13 protein-coding genes are annotated in these 12,855 nt (G+C 66.8%); 3 read left to right on the top strand and 10 right to left on the bottom strand.

The features are described from left to right. Positions 1-5: 5 nt before the first annotated feature. Positions 6-989, top strand: a complete 984-nt coding sequence (locus C996_RS0112215; RefSeq protein ID WP_018867719.1) for a DmsC/YnfH family molybdoenzyme membrane anchor subunit — start codon at positions 6-8, stop codon at positions 987-989. A 68-nt stretch (positions 990-1,057) separates the two neighbouring features. Here C996_RS0112215 and C996_RS0112210 read toward each other — a convergent pair whose 3' ends face one another. Continuing rightward, positions 1,058-2,224: a hypothetical protein gene (locus C996_RS0112210; RefSeq protein ID WP_018867718.1), complete on the bottom strand. Its 1,167-nt coding sequence runs from the start codon at positions 2,222-2,224 to the stop codon at positions 1,058-1,060. 151 nt (positions 2,225-2,375) lie between these two features. Here C996_RS0112210 and adk point away from each other — a divergent pair, with 151 nt between their 5' ends. After that, on the top strand, positions 2,376-3,032 hold the full coding sequence (adk, locus tag C996_RS0112205; RefSeq protein WP_018867717.1) for an adenylate kinase: 657 nt from the start codon (positions 2,376-2,378) through the stop codon (positions 3,030-3,032). Between the two features lie 110 nt (positions 3,033-3,142). Here adk and C996_RS0112200 read toward each other — a convergent pair whose 3' ends face one another. From C996_RS0112200 to C996_RS0112190, 3 genes are all read right to left on the bottom strand, one after another. Then, positions 3,143-4,351 carry a 6-phosphofructokinase gene (locus tag C996_RS0112200; RefSeq protein WP_018867716.1) on the bottom strand — a complete coding sequence of 403 codons (1,209 nt, stop codon included), beginning with the start codon at positions 4,349-4,351 and terminating at the stop codon, positions 3,143-3,145. Between the two features lie 219 nt (positions 4,352-4,570). Then, complete coding sequence (locus C996_RS0112195; protein ID WP_018867715.1) at positions 4,571-5,443, bottom strand: dienelactone hydrolase family protein; 873 nt, start codon at positions 5,441-5,443, stop codon at positions 4,571-4,573. Between the two features lie 135 nt (positions 5,444-5,578). After that, positions 5,579-6,043: a tRNA (cytidine(34)-2'-O)-methyltransferase gene (locus C996_RS0112190; RefSeq protein ID WP_018867714.1), complete on the bottom strand. Its 465-nt coding sequence runs from the start codon at positions 6,041-6,043 to the stop codon at positions 5,579-5,581. Between C996_RS0112190 and C996_RS0112185 the strand changes: the two genes are divergently transcribed. Then, complete coding sequence (locus C996_RS0112185) at positions 6,042-7,034, top strand: dihydroorotate dehydrogenase (RefSeq protein WP_018867713.1); 993 nt, start codon at positions 6,042-6,044, stop codon at positions 7,032-7,034. The two genes, C996_RS0112190 and C996_RS0112185, sit on opposite strands and share 2 nt — an antisense overlap. A 254-nt stretch (positions 7,035-7,288) precedes the next feature. On the opposite strand, the gene ntrC is transcribed toward C996_RS0112185, so the two are convergent. The 6 genes from ntrC to C996_RS0112150 form a co-directional block, all read right to left on the bottom strand. Next, positions 7,289-8,725, bottom strand: a complete 1,437-nt coding sequence (gene ntrC / locus C996_RS0112180) for a nitrogen regulation protein NR(I) (RefSeq protein WP_018867712.1) — start codon at positions 8,723-8,725, stop codon at positions 7,289-7,291. After that, positions 8,725-9,822 (bottom strand): nitrogen regulation protein NR(II), encoded by a 1,098-nt coding sequence (gene glnL / locus C996_RS0112175; RefSeq protein WP_018867711.1) that lies wholly within the window; start codon positions 9,820-9,822, stop codon positions 8,725-8,727. Before glnL ends, ntrC begins: the two co-directional genes overlap by 1 nt. A 184-nt stretch (positions 9,823-10,006) precedes the next feature. Then, positions 10,007-10,663: a DUF4124 domain-containing protein gene (locus C996_RS0112165; RefSeq protein ID WP_018867710.1), complete on the bottom strand. Its 657-nt coding sequence runs from the start codon at positions 10,661-10,663 to the stop codon at positions 10,007-10,009. Positions 10,664-10,775: 112 nt separating this feature from the next. Beyond that, entirely contained in the window at positions 10,776-11,636 is an 861-nt protein-coding gene (locus tag C996_RS0112160; RefSeq protein ID WP_018867709.1) for a hypothetical protein, read from the bottom strand. Beyond that, complete coding sequence (locus C996_RS0112155) at positions 11,630-12,025, bottom strand: DUF2782 domain-containing protein (protein WP_018867708.1); 396 nt, start codon at positions 12,023-12,025, stop codon at positions 11,630-11,632. Before C996_RS0112155 ends, C996_RS0112160 begins: the two co-directional genes overlap by 7 nt. Further along, positions 12,025-12,750, bottom strand: coding sequence for a TIGR00730 family Rossman fold protein (locus tag C996_RS0112150; protein ID WP_018867707.1), 726 nt, complete (start codon positions 12,748-12,750; stop codon positions 12,025-12,027). Before C996_RS0112150 ends, C996_RS0112155 begins: the two co-directional genes overlap by 1 nt. Positions 12,751-12,855 lie beyond the last annotated feature (105 nt).

Genomic DNA, 12,855 nt, shown 5'->3' with positions numbered 1-12,855 from the left:
ACACTATGCATCCAGCCTTCTCGGTTATCTTTCTCACCACCCTGATCGGCGCCGGCCAGGGCCTGTTTCTCGGTCTGTTCGGTGCCGAGTCTCTCAGTCTTCTGGGCGTGCTGCCGCCGCCCGGTTCGGACTTCCTGGCGCTGGGCTCCGCACTCGCCCTGGTCTTCCTGGTCCTCGGGCTGGTCGCCTCGTTCTTCCACCTGGGGCGCCCGGAACGCGCCTGGCGCACCGCCACCAAGTGGCGCACCTCGTGGCTGTCGCGCGAGGTGATCGTGCTCCCGGCGTTCATGGGCGTGGTCTTCCTGTACGGCGCGGCCCACGCGTTCGGGTTCAACCCGCCTCTGGGCACGCTGGCCGGGGACGTCCCCATCCTGCCGACCGTCGTGCTCGGTGCCATCGGCGCGCTGCTGGCGATCGTTCTGTATGTCACGACCGCGATGATCTACGCCTGCATCAAGTTCCTGCAGGAATGGCACTCCCCGCTGACCGTGGTGAACTACACCGTGCTGGGCGCTGCCAACGGCTTCACGCTGGCGGCTGCCTATGCGGCCTGGGCCGGTGTCCCGCTGGTCGCCTTCCTGGCGACGGTGGCGATCGTGCTGACGCTGCTGGGCCTGGCCACCCGCATCGCATCGCTGGTGCGCAACGCCCGTATCAAGTCGAAATCCACGGTGCAGACCGCGATCGGCGTGAAACACCCGAAGATCCAGCAGAAGTCCCAGGGCTTCATGGGCGGTTCGTTCAACACCCGGGAGTTCTTTCACCACATGTCCGCGACGTTCCTGCGCGGGATGAAGTGGATCTTCCTGCTGGGGGCGTTCGCGATCCCGGCGCTCCTGCTCCTGATCGCCCTGGTCACCCGGGTCGACCCGGTCAATGTGCTGATCGCCGCGTTTGTCATCCAGTACCTGGGACTGGTGGCCGAGCGCTGGTTCTTCTTCGCCCAGGCCAACCACCCGCAGAACATCTACTACCAGTCGGTCGCCTGACCCCGGTCGGGGGCGGCCTGGCCGCCCCCCGTCCACCCCCACTACGGGCCCTGTTTCAAACAGACCGCTCAGGTGGCAGGCCAGCCCTCCGTCGCGATGCCTTCCCCCAGATCGACCTCTACCAGGCGGCGACGCACCTCCAGCAGCTTCTCGACCAGAGCCGGTTCGACGCGCTCGTAGGCCTCCGCGTCCGGCACCCGGTTGACCACCACCCCCAGCAGTTCGGTGATCGCGTTGCCGATCGAGTTCTGGCTGATCGTCACGATCAGGCGGCCCTCGTCATTGCGGTAGATCAGCTGCTTGAAGGCCGGCTGCCAGCGAATGGCATGCGCGTACTTGGCATCGGTAAAGCAACGGTCGCGTACCTTCTTGGCGGTCTTCAGGAAGTCATTGTTGAACAGCAGGACCTCCTCCACCGCATCGGGAAAATGCACGCCCTCGGGCATCGGGGCATTGCGGGTGGAGACCTGCGAGAAAAAGGTGCGGTAGAAGTCCAGAAAGCCCTGCAGGACGGCGTCGTATTCGCGCCAGAAGCGGATGTCCTTCAGCGCCTCGACCCCGCCCTGGATCTCCCAGCTCGGCAGCCCATGCGGGTAGCCGGTCAACCCGAGGCGCGCCTCGTGATCGGACGCCGGGCGCAGGATCTGCAGATCCAGGGCCCGGGTAAAGAACGCCCGGTAGACATCGCGCATATAGGCCTGGAACAGGCTGTGCTGCCCGCCATCGGTCAGGTTGGGATTGCCCGGATCCGCCAGCGGCGCATCGGCCAGTTCCGACTTCGGAAAGACGATGAAATGGTTGTGCAGCATGCGGATGCTGGGCACCCCCGGCGCGGTCAGCGGCCAGGTCGCATCCAGGCTGGCCTCGCCCGCCAGCACCAGGGCCTCGGCCGGGTCCGGGTACTGCTCCAGCATGTACTCGATGATCACCCCGTTCATCCGGTTCCAGACATGCCGCACCGGCTCCGGCACCTGGGTGCGCCGCACCGGGCGGCCCATCGGGTCGAGGATGGTCTGCGAGGTGTTGTAGATGATGGAACAGTCGAACTCGTTGCTGTGCCCCAGCGCCTTGCGATAGAGCAGCAGGTTTTCCGGATTCACCAGCAGCCCGTTGTTGTGGACCAGGTCCGCCAGGTTTTCGGTGCTGTTGAAGAATTCGTTGGGTTTCATGCCCTCCGGGATGTCCAGGGGGATGGGCCGAAACGGCGTGGTGATCTCGCGGGGGCCGGCTTGCATGACGGTCAGTGACTCCTTGCAGGGGGGCGATGCCAGGGCGGCGCGGGCGGACTTGTACCTACAACCACAATGCCTGTACTGTAACTTGCGCGGCTCGGGAGTGTCTGCCGCGACCATAGCACAACCACCCACTCCTCAGAGGAGCGAGAGCATGCGACTGATTCTGTTGGGGGCGCCCGGCGCCGGCAAGGGCACGCAAGCCCAGTACATCTGCGAGAAGTACAACATCCCGCAGATCTCTACCGGCGACATGCTGCGCGCGGCGGTGAACGCAGGCACCCCACTGGGCATGAAGGCCAAGGAGGTCATGGATGCAGGCGGCCTGGTCTCCGACGACATCATCCTGGGTCTGGTGAAGGAACGCGTGGAGCAGCCCGATTGCTGCGACACCGGCTTCCTGTTCGACGGCTTTCCGCGCACCATCCCGCAGGCCGAGGCCCTGAAGGAACAGAACGTGCCGCTCGACTTTGTCGTGGAGGTGGATGTCCCGGACGAAGAGGTGATCCGGCGCATGAGCGGGCGGCGGGTGCACCCGGGCTCCGGTCGCACCTACCACGTCGAGTTCAACCCGCCGAAGGTCGAGGGCAAGGACGACGTCACCGGCGAGGACCTGATCCAGCGCGAGGACGACAACGAAGAGACGGTGCGCAAGCGCCTGGAGGCCTATCACAGCCAGACCCAGCCGCTGGTCGACTTCTACGCCAAGTGGGAGGAAAGCGGCGAGCCTGACGCCCCGAAGTGCGTCCATATCAAGGGGACCGGATCGGTGGAAGACATCCGCGACCAGATCTTCAAGGCCCTCGGATAGCAAAGACCCGCCCGGTCTTCCGGGCGGGTCTTTGTAAAGGCGGGGCACACGCCCCAGCTGGCCCCTGGCCCCTGGCCCCTGGCCCCAGACACGGGACCAGGGGCTTTCTGCTAGCGACCGAGCACCTTGGTCACCTTGTTCTGCCGCAGCCGGTAGGCATCCGGCATACCGGAACCCAGCAGGGGCCGCAGGTACATGCGGAAGGCATCGGTCACATCGGTGCCCGAGGCATCGATGAACTCGTCCGGCATCACCTTGGTCTTGCCGGCGACCGCCTCCAGCGGCACATACTCGTAGTCCACCGAGTAAAAGCCGGTGCGCTTGATCGCCACCGAACCGTCGCGCCCTTCCCACATCGCGAACTGCACGGCCTTCTCGCCCACCTCGCGGGCCTCGCGCTGGTCGACATCCGACACACAGCCAATAAAGGCCCGCTGCAGATAGCCGAAGGTGTCGCCACGCACCCGCTTCACCCCCAGCTTGTCGCGGATCTCGCCACACAGCATGTCCGCCAGCGCCCCGGTACCGGAGAGCTGGACGTTACCGTGGGCATCCTTCTCGACATCCTTCGCCAGCTTGGTCGCGATGGGTTCATCGTTGGCATCGTGGATGCCTTCGCTCACAGCAATCACGCAGCGGCCGTGGCGATCCATGGTGGCCTTCACATCCTTCAGGAACTGGTCGACCTCGAACACCCGCTCCGGCACGTAGATCAGGTGCGGCCCGTCATCCGGGAATTTCTTGCCGAGCGCGGAGGCCGCGGTGAGAAAACCGGCATGACGCCCCATGACCACCGCCAGATAGATCCCCGGCAGGGCGTAGTTGTCGAGGTTGGCACCAATAAAGGCCTGCGCCACGAACCGTGCCGCCGACGGGAAACCCGGCGTGTGGTCGTTCTCCACCAGGTCGTTGTCGATCGTCTTCGGGATGTGCACGCAGCGCATCGGATAGTTGGCCTTGCGCGCCTCCTCGCTGACGATGCGGACCGTGTCGGAGGAGTCGTTGCCGCCGATATAGAAGAAGTAGGTGATCTCGTGGGCCTTCAGGACCTTGAAGATCTCCTTGCAGTAGTCAAGGTCCGGCTTGTCGCGCGTGGACCCCAGGGCGGACGAGGGCGTCTGCGCGACCATCTCCAGGTTGTGGGTGGTCTCCTGGGTCAGGTCCAGGAATTCCTCGTCGATGATCCCGCGGACCCCGTGGAAGGCCCCGTAGACCAGTTCGACGTCGGTGAATTTCCGGGCCTCGAGGACCGCACCCACCATGGATTGATTGATTACCGCCGTCGGGCCTCCACCCTGGGCGATCAGAACCTTGGCCATCTTCGTCCTCCTTTTGCGACTTGCGTGCGAACCATCGGTGAACCGGCCGCATAGCGACCGGGGCATCTCGATGCAACAAAGCCCGAAGATAGCAAATTCCGCACCCTGTGTACGGAATTGTTTAATTGTATTATCAGAAACTTATTTAATGGCGCACAGCCCGGCGGGCCTACCTGCATAAGCGTCAGTTGTGCCCCCTGGCAGGGGGCAAGGCAGAACTCAGTCGCGCAGGTGCTGATTGACGAAGTGCGTGACCCGAATCATCGCGTCGCGCGAGGCGAGGTCATCGGCGAAGGTGCGGTTATTGCCGTTGCGGAAGTCGAAGCCGCGACCCACACCGGGATATTCGATCCAGGTGACATCACCGCCGCGGCTCTCCAGTCCATCCGCGGCCATGCGCGCGGTACGGTGGCGCTGGTACTGCTCCTCGTCGCCGATCAGGATCATCATCGGGATCTCGAGCTGATTGACCTCGTTGGCGTAGCGGTACACCTGGTGCGGCTCGCCCAGATTCGGGTCCTGCAGGTGCGGGTAGTAGCCGGCCCAGCAGGCGACATCCTCGACCTGGCGCTCGAAGGTGACGGCGACCTTCAGGGTCTTGTAGCCGCCACGAGTGATGGAGACCAGGCAGGCACGGTCGCCCGCGATGTCGTCACGCGCCAGCAGGACATCCAGCCCGCTGTTCAGATCGCCTTCCAGCTCGTAGTCATGATCCAGCGGGTGGCTCTCCATGAAGCGGCCGGTGTACAGGTCCGGCGCCAGCACCACGAAGCCGCGGGCGGCCAGGCGCTTCACGTGCAGTTCGGCCAGGTCGTCCAGGCCGCGCCGGCCGTGGGTCCAGAGGATCGCCGGATAGGCCTCGCCATCGGCCGGTCTTGCCACCATCGCCGGGATGTCGATGCCGTCGCGCTGGTATTCGATGCGTTCAATGGTGACCTCGTGGTTCTCCAGATCGGAATACATCACGCCGTCTTCCCACCAGTCGTCATCCCACCACCAGTTGTCGGAACCGGTGGGTTCATCGGCCGCCAGCGGCGCTACGAACAGGCTGGCAGCCGCCAGGAACAGGAGAGGACGCAGTACAGAAACCATCGGGAACCTCGTGCGGATCAATGTGGACAGGGCCGTCACAGGGAGACGGGCCGCTCGCGGGCTTTCTTCCGAGGGTAGTGCAAATGGCGAGGCCCTGCCGGGGGGCGCAGCAGATCGCCCAGATCCGACAGACTCCTAGTCTCCGCCGGAAAACCCGAGCTGGCGCCAAGCCTCGTAGACGACCACGGCGACTGCGTTGGAGAGATTCAGGCTGCGGCTGCCGGGCTGCATGGGCAGGCGCAAGCGCTGCCCGGGAGGCAGGGCTTCGAGCACCGAGTGGGGAAGACCGCGGGTCTCGGGGCCAAACAACAGGGCATCGCCAGCGCGGAAGGCCGGCGCATCATAGCGGGCGTGGCCGCGCGTGGTGATGGCGAAGACCCGGTCGGGCCGCACCGATTCCCGCCACTGTTCGAGGCTGTCATACTCTTGCACCCGGGCCAGCTCGTGATAATCGAGCCCGGCGCGGCGCGCCCGCGCGCTGTCCAGCTCGAAACCGAGCGGATGGATCAGGTGCAGCGCGGCGCCGGTATTGGCCGCCAGACGAATGATGTTCCCGGTGTTCGGCGGGATCTCCGGTTGAAAGAGGACGATGTGAAGCATGAGTGATTCGCGCACCGATCCGCGGCTGGCCCTGGAGTTCTGCGGGCTGCATTTGAACACGCCGCTGGTGCTGCTGTCCGGCTGCGTCGGCTTCGGCGAGGAGTACACCCGCGTGGCCGGCTTCTCCAATCGCGACGCCGGTGCGATCTGCCTGAAGGGCACCACCGGCCAGGCCCGTCTGGGCAACGCGCCGCACCGGGTCTACGAGACCCCGGACGGCATGCTCAACGCCATCGGCCTGCAGAACCCGGGCGTGGACCACGTGGTGGACCACACCCTGCCGCAGCTGGACTTCGAGGAGACCCGCTTCTTTGCCAATGTCTCCGGCTCCACCATCGAGGAGTACATCGAGGTCACCCGCCGCTTCGACGACTCGCCCATCGACGCCATCGAGATCAACATCTCCTGCCCCAATGTAAAGGAAGGCGGGGTCGCCTTCGGCAACGACCCGGACATGTCCGCACGCGTGGTCGAGGCCTGTCGCAAGGTCACCTCCAAGCCGCTGATCACCAAGCTTTCGCCCAACCAGACCGACATCGCCGAAAACGCCCGCCGCTGCATCGAGGCCGGCACCGACGCCTTTGCGGTGATCAACACGCTGATGGGCATGGCGGTGGACGTCGAGAATCGGCGCGCGGTGATCGGCAACAACCAGGGCGGGCTCTCGGGGCCCGCGATCAAGCCGATTGCGCTGCTGAAGGTCCAGCAGGTCTATCAGGTGGCCGCGCCGCACAACGTGCCGATCATCGGCCAGGGCGGCGTGATGAACGCGACCGACGCGCTGGAGTTCCTGATCGCCGGCGCCAGCACCGTCGGCGTGGGCACCGGGCTGTTCTACGATCCGCTGTGTCTGCCCAAGATCCTCCACGGCATCAGCGACTACATGGACCGCCACGGCTACACCCACGTACGTGACCTGACCGGCACCCTGCAACTCAACGGCGCCGTCTCCGCCTGCGCCCCGCCCGCCCCGCAGGACCCCACCACCTGAAGGCCTGTTTCACCACGAAGCACACGAAGGCACGAAGAACGGCCAGATCAAAAGCGATAGAGCATTAACAGGAAGATGGGAAGGACGGAAGAATGCGGGAATGGTGCCCCGGGACTGATCAACCCGCCGGGCAGGCCCCAGGACACGGGCCAGCGGCCTTTACCCAAAAACCCTTCCCATCTTCCCTTCTTCCTGTGAACCGCTTTTGACCTGGCCGTTCTTCGTGCCTTCGTGTGCTTCGTGGTGAAATCAGCCTAGTCGTCGTCGAGGCCGAGTTCTTGGATCTTGCGGGTGAGGGTGTTGCGCCCCCAGCCGAGCAGGGCCGCCGCCTGCTGGCGGTGGCCGCCGGTGGCGTTCAGGGCCTCGCGGATGACCGTGCGCTCCAGTTGCGGCAGCACCGAACCCAGCAGGTCCTGGTCTCCACGCTGCCAGTGCTGGCGGGCCACCTGGGCCAGTTCGGCCGTCCAGTCCCGCGGGCCGGCGACCACGCCGGCCGGGCCACCGTCCGGCTCGGCCCGGGTCTCGGCGGGCTGGTGCAGCTCGGCCGGGAGGTCGTCAAGGTGGACCTCGCGGCCCGACGCCATCACGGTCAGCCAGCGGCAGGTGTTTTCCAGCTGACGAACGTTGCCCGGCCAGGGCAGGCGCTGCAGCTCCGCTACCACCTCGGGGCGCATGGTCTTGGCTTCGACCCCCAGTTCCTGCGCCACCTCGGCCATGAAATGCTGCACCAGCAGCGGGATGTCCTCCGGGCGCTCGCGCAGGGACGGCACATGGATCCGGATCACGTTCAGACGGTGGAACAGATCCTCGCGGAACAGCCCCGCGCGCACGCGTTCCTCTAGGTCCTGGTGGGTCGCGGCGATGATGCGCACGTCCACCCGGATCGGCGTATGGCCACCCACGCGGTAGAAGGTGCCATCGGACAGCACGCGCAGCAGTCGGGTCTGCAGGTCGAACGGCATGTCGCCGATCTCGTCGAGGAACAACGTGCCGCCATCGGCCTGTTCGAAACGGCCCTTGCGGCTCTGGTTGGCGCCGGTAAACGCACCACGTTCGTGGCCGAACAGTTCACTCTCCAGCAAATCCTTGGGGATGGCCGCGGTATTCAGGGCAATCAGCGGCTGATCGGCGCGCGGGCTGTGCTGGTGCAGGGCACGGGCGACCAGTTCCTTGCCGGTGCCCGACTCCCCGTTGATCAGCACGGTGATGTTGCTGCGCGACAGGCGGCCGATGGCGCGGAACATCTCCTGCATCGCCGGGGCCTCGCCGATGATCGGGGTCTCCTCGATCTCGGGGCCAGCGGTGCCGTTGTCCTGCCCGGCGCGCCGCGCCTCCAGTGCCCGCTGCACCAGGGCCACGGCCTCGTCCACATCGAACGGCTTGGGCAGGTACTCGAAGGCCCCGGTCTGGTAGGCGCCCACGGCGCTCTCCAGATCGGAGAAGGCTGTCATGATGATCACCGGCGGCGGATCGGGGCGCGTCTGCATGCGCGCGAGGAAGTCCAGGCCATTCAGTCCCGGCATGCGGATATCGGCGACGATGGTGTCCGGCACCGGGTCCCGGTCGAGCGCCGCCCAGGCGGCGTCCGCGGTCTCGAAGCCGCGCACCGCGATCGCGTGACGCTGGAGGGCGCGTTCCAGCACCCAGCGAATCGAGTCGTCGTCGTCAATAATCCAGACAGTGGGCTCCATCACTTCCTGGCCTCCCGGGCCTTCGGGGGTTCAAGGGGCAGCAGGATGTCGAACGTGGTCGCCCCCGGGCGCGAATGGCATTCGATCAGACCGTCGTGCAGCTGGACCAGGCTCTGGGCAATGGGCAACCCGAGCCCGGTCCCGGCGGCGCGGCCGGTCACCATGGGGAAGAAGATGCGTTCGCGGATCTCCTCCGGGATACCGGGCCCGTTGTCGCGCACGCTCAGCTTGGCGACCAGGCGGTGGCGATGGCCGGAGATGGTGTACTGGCGCAGGATGCGCGAGCTCAGGGTGATCTCGCCCCCGTCCTCCAGCGCATGCACCGCGTTCTGCACCAGATTCAGGATCGCCTGCACCAGCATGTCGCGATCGGCCTGCACGTCCGGGATGCTGGGGTCATAGTCGCCGCGGATCTTCAGACCCAGCGGCAGCTGCACACTGACCAGGCCCCGCACGTGCTCCAGCACCTCGTGCAGGTTGACGGGCTCGCGTCGCGGCAGGTTGTTCGGCCCCAGCATGCGATCAACCAGGCTGCGCAGCCGGTCGGCCTCGCGAATGATGATCTGGGTGTATTCCTTCAGGCCCGAGTCGTCCAGCTCGCTGGCAAGCAATTGCGCCGCCCCCCGTAGCCCCCCTAGCGGGTTCTTGATCTCGTGGGCCAGCCCCCGGGTCACCGCGCGGGTGATCGCCTGCTGCTTCTGCAACTGCTCCTCGCGGCTGATGCGCTCGTGGCGATCGATCGCATTCAGCTCGAACAGCAACTGCCCCGGCTTGTCGCCCTCGCCATGGAGCGGGGTGATGACCACGTCGGCGAGGAAACTTTCGGCCCGCAGCGGCTCCATCTGGCGCGCGCGCAGGGTGATCGGCTGATCCAGCGTCAGCGCCGAGCGCAGGCGGCTGGACAGATTCCGGTCCAGCTTGAGCCACTGGCCCAGACCATGCCCGACGATGCGTTCGCGACTGAGACCGAGCAGCACCTCGGCGGCGCTGTTCATGCTCAGCAGGCAAAGCTCGGCATCGGTCACCAGCACGGCCGTCGAGAGGTCGTCCCACCAGGGCGGGGTGGCCGGGCCGGAATTGGAAGCGGGCGTGGTCATCAAGAGGCCTCAAGCAGGAATCGCGCCAAGGGGGAATCGCCCGGCGGGGCGCCGAAGCCGGGGGCACGGTCACAAAACGCAGCCGAATCGCCACCCCCCAGAACCTAAAACGCCCCATGATGGTGCAATGATAGCACCATCATGGGGCTTTTGTCGCACTATTTCAGTGCAGAGATCGAAGTTATCAGTTCGGGGCCGGCGTCACCGGCTGGGGCGCTCGGGGCGCCTGCGGGGCCCTGGGCGCCTGCGGCGCACCCCCGGGCGGGAATTGCTGCGGCCGCTGCTGCTGTTGCTGCTCGCGCGGAATGGCCATCCGCAGCACGTTGAACTCGATGGGCGCGCTCGCCCCCAGCTCCTCGCCGGATGCGTCCACGATCCGGGCCTGCAGCGTATGCTCGCCGCGGTTCAGCCCCTCGAAGGTCGCCGTGGGCGACTGGCCCTCGCCCGCCTCCTCGCCGTTCAGCACCCAGATCACGCGATGGCCCGCGTCGGCATCCAGCGCTGGCTCGAGATCCAGCTCGGCGCTCACATTGCCGTCGTTCGCGCGCACCCCCGAACCGTCCTCCGGACGGGCAATTGCGACCCGCGTGTACACACCCTCCGCCTCCGGCTGACCGCGGGGCCGCACGGGCCGTTCGAGAATCTCCCGCGCGCCTTCCAGCGGGACCGCGCGCATGGGCTCGCGCACGTCCACGGGCTCGCTGGCGCGCCCCTCGGGCGGACGGTCACCAAAATGGACATTGCCCTGATCGTCGGTCCAGCGGTAGACGTCGGCACTCGCAAGCGCCGGGGCGAGAAGGACAGCCAGCGGCAAGGCCAGCCAGAGCGTGGTTCGGAACATGGGCCTTCCTCCTTGGATGAAGCAGCGCGGCTGCGGGCCCGCCGCCTCCCTCGTACGTTCGGACCACCACAAGCCCGGAAGGTCCCGCGCCACCGGCACGGGCCAGCCGGGATCAGGCGGCCGCGCGAACCCAGACGCCCTGTAGCCGCGCCGCATCGGCCTGCAGGGTCGCGAGGCGATCCCGCTCGGCCGCCGCGGCCGTTCCCGACTCCAGCGCGGACAGCCAGTCATCCAGCGCGGCCAGGCGGAGCATCGTGGGCGCCGCCCCGCGTTCGATTGCAGTCAGTGGCCGCCGGGCATTGAACCCGGCCAGCACGGCCCGGTACCGATCGGCATCCGGCTGTCCGGAGGCGTCCACGGCGAGCGCCAGGGCGATGCGCGCGAGCTGCCAGAAGGCCGGTACCGGCGCGGGCGGGATCACCAGATCGGCAAGACCGGCACCTTCCGGGTAGATGCGCACGGACTGCCAGTAGCTTCCCGCCAGCGGCAGGTCCTCGAAACGGTAGAGCCCCTGGTGGTGCAGCTCGGCGTCCAGGATCGCCCGGGACTCGGCATCCAGCGTAGACGCCATCGCATCGGCGCGCTCGCGCATCTGCTGCTGCAGCACCCCGCGCCGGTAGCCCTCGCCGACGGGCAAGGCCCCGGCCGTGTGACGCCCCTGCCAGTCGGCGGCGCGCTCACCCAGGGCCTCCAGACTGCCGGGCCCCTCGGCCGCAACCGCGCCCTGCGGCGCCTGACCGCGCTCCAGCACCAGCAGGACCTCACCAGAATCGGGATCCGCACCCCGGCCGATCACGCGACCGCAGCCGCCAGGTACCTCGCCGAGCGCGGATTCGAGCGCCGGGGCCACGGCGGCTGCCAGGCGCAGACACTGCACCGGCCGGCCATCCAGTTCGAGGCCGCTCGGGCCATGGGTCAGGGCCAGGCCGGTCGAATCGGCGCAGGCCCGGGTCTCGGATTCGTTCTCTACCATCGGAAAATCACCCAGGAGGGGGGTACGAAATTGGGATCCAGCTCGTTGCGACGACCGTCCAGCGTGCCGTCGCCCGTGGTGTCGATCAGGTAGTAGGTCGGGCCCACGGCGGGCGTGACCTCGACCATCACCAGCTCGCCACCCACGCGGTATTCGCGCCGGGTCTCGCCGTCGCGCTCGATGATGATGATGTCGGCGTCCTCCAGCGAGCGCTGTTCGCGGGCGCGTTCATCCAGCACCGGGGGCGGCGGATCCGCACCCTCTTCAAGTTCCGGCGGCGGCGGGGCACCCCCCCACTCGCGTTCTTCCTGCGCCAGCGCCGCGCCGGAGACCAGCAGCAGGGCCGCCAGCAGCGACAGGGGCAGGCTCGCACGCATCGAGGTCATCATCACAGTTCCATCAGTCGTTTCTTTTCTTCCGCGGACGGCTCGAAGCTGCGCGCCTCGTAGTACTCGAAGATCACGTCCACCACGTCTTCCGGTGAATCTACCAGCGAGTATAGCTGGAGGTCTTCCTCGTCAATGGTGCCCTGCTCCACGAGCGTATCCCGGAACCAGTCGAGCAGGCCCTTCCAGAATTCGCTGCCCACCAGCACGACCGGGATGCGCCGGGTTTTGCCGGTCTGCACCAGGGTCAGGATCTCCGCCAGCTCGTCCAGCGTCCCGAAGCCCCCGGGCAGCACCACGTAGGCCGAGGCGTACTTGACGAACATCACCTTGCGCGAAAAGAAGTGACGAAACCCCAGGCCCACGTCCTGGTAATCGTTCGCACTCTGCTCGTGCGGCAACTGGATATTCAGGCCGATGCTCGGCGAGCGCCCGGCGAACGCCCCCTTGTTGGCCGCCTCCATGATGCCCGGACCGCCGCCGCTGACCACCGCGAAACCGGCGTCCGAGAGCTGCCGCGCGGTTGCCTCGCCCAGCTGGTAGTAGCGATGCTCCGGCGGGAAGCGGGCGGAGCCGAAGATGCTCACCGAGGGCTTGATATGCGCCAGGCGCTCGAAGCCCTCCACGAACTCCGCCATGATCTGGAAGATCTTCCAGCTCTCGCGGGTCAGGGCGGAGTCATCGATCGGGCGCAGGCCCGGGTGTTCGGCACGTTCGCGGTTGTTCATGCAGCGGGTTCCCAAGGGTGAAGGCTTCAGCGTACCGGCGCCCCCGGGCGCGCACAAATGGTCGCGGCCCGGGCCGGGCCTGTAGAATGGCGCACGTTCCCTGTC

The organism is Thioalkalivibrio sp. ALE25, assembly GCF_000377285.1.
Taxonomy (GTDB): Bacteria; Pseudomonadota; Gammaproteobacteria; order Ectothiorhodospirales; family Ectothiorhodospiraceae; genus Thioalkalivibrio.
The sequence above is the reverse complement of the archived record's forward strand: the minus strand, read 5'-3'. Positions and strand labels throughout refer to the sequence as shown.

Excerpts from the sequence above, each read along its gene's own strand:
- C996_RS0112165 (WP_018867710.1), bottom strand. The coding sequence starts at position 10,663 with ATGTTCCGAACCACGCTCTGGCTGGCCTTGCCGCTGGCTGTCCTTCTC.
- ntrC (WP_018867712.1), bottom strand. The coding sequence starts at position 8,725 with ATGGAGCCCACTGTCTGGATTATTGACGACGACGACTCGATTCGCTGG.
- C996_RS0112210 (WP_018867718.1), bottom strand. The coding sequence starts at position 2,224 with ATGCAAGCCGGCCCCCGCGAGATCACCACGCCGTTTCGGCCCATCCCC.
- C996_RS0112215 (WP_018867719.1), top strand. The coding sequence starts at position 6 with ATGCATCCAGCCTTCTCGGTTATCTTTCTCACCACCCTGATCGGCGCC.
- C996_RS0112150 (WP_018867707.1), bottom strand. The coding sequence starts at position 12,750 with ATGAACAACCGCGAACGTGCCGAACACCCGGGCCTGCGCCCGATCGAT.
- C996_RS0112190 (WP_018867714.1), bottom strand. The coding sequence starts at position 6,043 with ATGCTTCACATCGTCCTCTTTCAACCGGAGATCCCGCCGAACACCGGG.
- C996_RS0112160 (WP_018867709.1), bottom strand. The coding sequence starts at position 11,636 with ATGGTAGAGAACGAATCCGAGACCCGGGCCTGCGCCGATTCGACCGGC.
- C996_RS0112185 (WP_018867713.1), top strand. The coding sequence starts at position 6,042 with ATGAGTGATTCGCGCACCGATCCGCGGCTGGCCCTGGAGTTCTGCGGG.
- C996_RS0112200 (WP_018867716.1), bottom strand. The coding sequence starts at position 4,351 with ATGGCCAAGGTTCTGATCGCCCAGGGTGGAGGCCCGACGGCGGTAATC.
- C996_RS0112195 (WP_018867715.1), bottom strand. The coding sequence starts at position 5,443 with ATGGTTTCTGTACTGCGTCCTCTCCTGTTCCTGGCGGCTGCCAGCCTG.
- glnL (WP_018867711.1), bottom strand. The coding sequence starts at position 9,822 with ATGACCACGCCCGCTTCCAATTCCGGCCCGGCCACCCCGCCCTGGTGG.
- adk (WP_018867717.1), top strand. The coding sequence starts at position 2,376 with ATGCGACTGATTCTGTTGGGGGCGCCCGGCGCCGGCAAGGGCACGCAA.
- C996_RS0112155 (WP_018867708.1), bottom strand. The coding sequence starts at position 12,025 with ATGATGACCTCGATGCGTGCGAGCCTGCCCCTGTCGCTGCTGGCGGCC.